This is a genomic window from Flavobacterium orientale, from assembly GCF_014638005.1.
Taxonomy (GTDB): Bacteria; Bacteroidota; Bacteroidia; order Flavobacteriales; family Flavobacteriaceae; genus Flavobacterium; species Flavobacterium orientale.
The window spans coordinates 1-3994 of the sequence record NZ_BMFG01000024.1; the positions used below are offsets into that span (position 1 = coordinate 1).

The 3994-nt window shown below is 39.1% G+C and carries 3 protein-coding genes; all 3 read left to right on the top strand.

The genetic code is table 11. The features are described from left to right. The coding region (locus tag IEV15_RS14450; protein WP_188363250.1) for a T9SS type B sorting domain-containing protein at positions 1 to 1056 on the top strand (1056 nt) is incomplete at its 5' end. Positions 1057 to 1123: 67 nt separating this feature from the next. Continuing rightward, positions 1124 to 2044: a PorP/SprF family type IX secretion system membrane protein gene (locus tag IEV15_RS14455; RefSeq protein ID WP_188363251.1), complete on the top strand. Its 921-nt coding sequence runs from the start codon at positions 1124 to 1126 to the stop codon at positions 2042 to 2044. Positions 2045 to 2063: 19 nt separating this feature from the next. Continuing rightward, the gene (locus IEV15_RS14460; RefSeq protein ID WP_188363252.1) at positions 2064 to 3938 is read left to right on the top strand and encodes an OmpA family protein; all 1875 of its coding nucleotides are present in this window, start codon (positions 2064 to 2066) and stop codon (positions 3936 to 3938) included. Positions 3939 to 3994: the final 56 nt, after the last annotated feature.

Genomic DNA, 3994 nt, shown 5'->3' on the forward strand with positions numbered 1-3994 from the left:
ACGATATTACTTGGTAATTATTTCACTGGTCCTGGTGGCACAGGTCTATTGTTAAACGCAGGAGATTTGATAACCACTACACAAACCATTTATATTTACACCACTAATGGTCCTTGTGCTACAGAGGTGAGTTTTGAAGTGACAATAAATAGCGTTCAAGCAACAACTTTGCCGGACGTTACCGTTTGTGACAGTTATGTACTTCCTTCAATTGAAGTGGGTAACTTCTTCACAGAGCCAAACGGAGGTGGAACACAGCTTACCGTTGGAACACCAATTTCCACTTCACAAACCATTTATATTTTTGCACAGACCAATACAGAGCCAAATTGTACCTCACAAACCAGTTTTGTGGTAACGGTAAACACCACTCCTGAAGTGGCCACCCTACCCAATGCAACGGCTTGTGATAGTTATGAATTACCACAACTAACTGCAGGAAGTTATTATACAGGTCCAAATGGAAGTGGTCAAGGACTTGCTGCCGGAGATGAGATTACCAGCACACAAACCATTTACATCTTCTCTCAGAGCAATACTTCGCCTAATTGTACTGCAGAAACCAGTTTTGTGGTAACGATAGACTCAGTAAATGTTGATCAACTTGATGATGTGGAACAATGCGGTAGTTTTATATTACCAACCTTATCCTCAAACAATGCTTATTATACAGGTCCTGATGGATCAGGCACACAGCTTGCTGTTGGAAGTTTGATAACATCAACCCAAAGCGTTTATGTTTATGCTACCTCGGGTTCTTGTTCAGCAAGTAGCAGCTTTGAAGTAGTGATAAACAACTGTGTGATTCCAAAAGGTATCTCTCCCAACGGAGATGGTAAAAATGATGAATTAGACCTTTCTACCTTTGGCGTTGAGAAATTAAGTATTTTTAACCGCTACGGACGTATTGTTTACAGCCGTACTAATTATACCAATCAATGGTATGGTCAATCTGACAAAGGCGATGAATTACCAGACGGCACCTATTATTTTGTAATAGAGTTCGAGACAGAACCAACCAAAACCGGATGGATTTATATCAACAGAGAGCGTTAATAAAATACAATAAAGCAGGGTTGTTCTTTTAGTAGCAACCCTGCTTAAACACAAACCTTATAATAACATGAAGAAATTATATTTCACACTATTGATAGTTGTAATTGGTCTTACAGACATTACCGCTCAACAAGATCCACATTATACACAGTATATGTATAATATGAACGTGATTAACCCGGCTTATGCAGGAAGCAAAGAGAACCTTTCCTTTGGTTTGTTATACCGCAAGCAATGGGTAGAAATTGAAGATGCACCAACTACGGCTACTTTTTCCGGACACATGCCTGTTGGAAAAAACGTAGGGATGGGACTTTCGCTTATTTCGGATGAGATAGGACCCGTAACGGAACAAAATGTATATGCTGATTTCTCATACACCTTAAATTTAGGAGGAGAACACAAATTAGCCTTTGGTTTAAAAGCAGGAGCTACCTTTCATAAGGTAGGCCTATTTGATCAAATCTACAGCACACTTCCGCAGGCTGACGACCCGGCTTTTGCTGAAAACACAAACAATGTGTATATGAATATCGGAACCGGTATTTTTTACTATACTAATAAATATTATGTAGCCTTGTCGGTTCCTAATATGCTAAAGTCAAAACACCTTGATTTTAACGGAAGAGAATTTGGAACAGAAACCCAGCATTATTTCTTAACAGGAGGTTATGTGTTTGATTTAACAGACAATGTAAAATTCAAACCTTTCGCAATGGTTAAGTCGGCTTTTAATGCTCCAACTTCACTAGATGTATCGACCAACTTTTTGTTTAACGAGAAGTTTGAAATAGGAGCTACTTACCGATTGGAAGACAGTTTTGGTGCTATGGTAAACTATGCCATCAGCCCTAATGTACGTATCGGATATGCGTATGACCATATCGTATCAGATTTGAAGGTAACCACTCCTTCTTCTCACGAGGTGATTTTGTTGTTCGATTTGAACTTCCCGAAAAAAGTTTCACGTTCACCAAGATATTTCTAACCTAAAAGCGACCTAAACAATGAAAAAAGTATATATATCCCTGTTAAGTTTAGTAGTTTTTGGAACTACAACACTAACAGCACAGACTAAAGAAACACAAAAAGCAGACAAACTCTTCAATAGATTGGAATATGTTGCAGCCGCTGAAGAATATCTTAAACTTGCCGAGAAAAGCAAAGGTGACCCTTATGTTTACAAACAACTCGCAGATAGTTATTTCAACACCTTCAATCCGGAGGAAGCTGCTAAGTGGTATGCCAGAGCCGTGGAAAGCGATCAAGATGCTGAAACCTATTACCGCTATGCACAAATGCTAAAAGCACAAGGTAAATATGAAGAAGCCAACAAGCAAATGCAAAAGTTTGCCGCCAAGGCTCCAAATGACCAAAGAGCCAAAGACTTCAAGGCCAATCCGAACTATTTACCAAGACTCCTTGATAAGCAAAAGCAATTTGATTTAAAACCATTGGACATTAACAGTGACAAATCCGACTTTGGAGCGGTGCTTCATGGTGATGTGTTATATTTTACTTCGGCTCGAAATGCCGCTCGTAAAACCTATGGTTGGAACGATGAGCCTTATCTTGACATCTATCAAGCTACTTACAATGTAGATGGCACCATTACCAATGCTACAACTGTAACGGAGTTAAACTCCAAATGGCATGATGGTCCTTCAACACTAAGTGCAGATGGAAATACGATTTATTTCTCAAGTGAGAGTTTTGTAGAAAATGGCTTTGTTAAAGACAAAAGTGTAAATGCTAAACTTGGACGAGTAAACTTATTCAAAGCTACCAAAACGGGAGAGAAATGGGGTAATATCACTTCACTTCCTTTTAACAGCAATAGCTATTCAACAGGAAATCCATCGCTTAGCAGTGATGATAAAACCCTTTATTTTGCATCTGATATGCCCGGTAGTATCGGCGGAACAGATATTTGGAAAGTAGCGGTCAATGCAGATGGTAGTTTTGGTGAACCACAGAACTTAGGAACTAGTGTAAACACCGAAGGTGATGAGAACTTCCCTTTTATCTCACAAGATAACAAAACACTTTATTTTGCTTCTAACGGAAGACAAGGTTTTGGTGGATTGGACGTGTTTGTATATGATTTAGCTAAAGGCGAAGCTACCAATATGGGTAAACCTGTTAATAGTGAGAAAGAAGATTTTGCTTTTTCGTTAAATACAGAAAAAAATGTTGGATTCTTATCGAGTAACCGCTCGGGTGTAGACAACATCTATTTGGCGACTCCGGTTTGTGGGGTAGAAGTAATCACTCTGGTAACCGATGCAAAAACAGGAGCTCCGCTGGCCAATGCTAAAGTGGCTATTGTGGATGAGAAGAAAAACGTTATTGCAACTGAAACCACGGCTTCAAACGGACAAGTGAGTTATTTTGTAGAATGTAACAAAGCCTATGCTATTCAAGCTGCTAAAGACGGCTATGAAAGCAATACCTTCCCGGTTGCTGCAAGCAAAGGTGGCATTCAAAACATAGCGGCAAGCTTGAGCCCGATAGATGTGATTGTAACGGAAACAGAAGTGATTCTAAAACCAATCTTCTTTGAATTCAACAAAAGTAACATTACTCAAGAAGGTGCTTTTGAATTGGATAAGTTAGTTCAGGTGATGAAAAACAACGAGAACATGGTTATTATAGCCAGAGCACACACTGACAACAGAGGAAGCGACAGCTACAACATGAGTTTATCCGAAAGAAGAGCTCAAGCAACAGCTCAATACATTATCTCTAAAGGAATTGCAAAAGAGAGAATCTCCGCAAAAGGTCTAGGTGAAAGCGAACCTAAGGTAGACTGTGGTGAAAATTGTACCGAAGAACAACACGCTGAAAACAGAAGAAGTGAGTTCTTGATTGTAAAGAAATAAATATCAAAACAACTGAATGCTAAAAACAGACTATCATTGATAGTCTGTTTTTTTTT

Bases quoted from the DNA above. Each gene is read 5' to 3' on its own strand.
- IEV15_RS14460 (WP_188363252.1), top strand. From the start codon at position 2,064: ATGAAAAAAGTATATATATCCCTGTTAAGTTTAGTAGTTTTTGGAACT.
- IEV15_RS14455 (WP_188363251.1), top strand. From the start codon at position 1,124: ATGAAGAAATTATATTTCACACTATTGATAGTTGTAATTGGTCTTACA.